This window comes from Bradyrhizobium cosmicum, from assembly GCF_032290525.1.
Classification (GTDB): domain Bacteria; phylum Pseudomonadota; class Alphaproteobacteria; order Rhizobiales; family Xanthobacteraceae; genus Bradyrhizobium; species Bradyrhizobium cosmicum_A.
In genome coordinates, this window is the sequence record NZ_JASXTA010000644.1 from 1 (window position 1) to 232 (window position 232).

Annotated in this window: 1 protein-coding gene; it reads left to right on the plus strand. The window is 66.4% G+C overall.

The window, feature by feature from the left end:
* Positions 1-232 (plus strand): biotin carboxylase N-terminal domain-containing protein (locus QSV46_RS41205; protein ID WP_314964566.1); only part of this gene is annotated, 232 nt, incomplete at both ends.

Consider the following 232-nt stretch of genomic DNA (forward strand, 5'->3'; position numbering starts at 1 on the left):
GGCCTGCGCTCGGTTGCCGTTTACTCCGAAGCCGATGCCGGTTCGCTCCACGTCTCGCAGGCTGACGAGGCGGTGTGCATCGGCGCCGCTCCCGCGACGGAGAGCTACCTCAACGGCGCTGCCATACTGCAGGCCGCAAAGGCAACCGGAGCCGGCGCAATTCATCCGGGATACGGCTTTCTCGCGGAGAACGCTGAGTTCGCAGAAGCATGCGCAGCTGCCGGGATCGCGT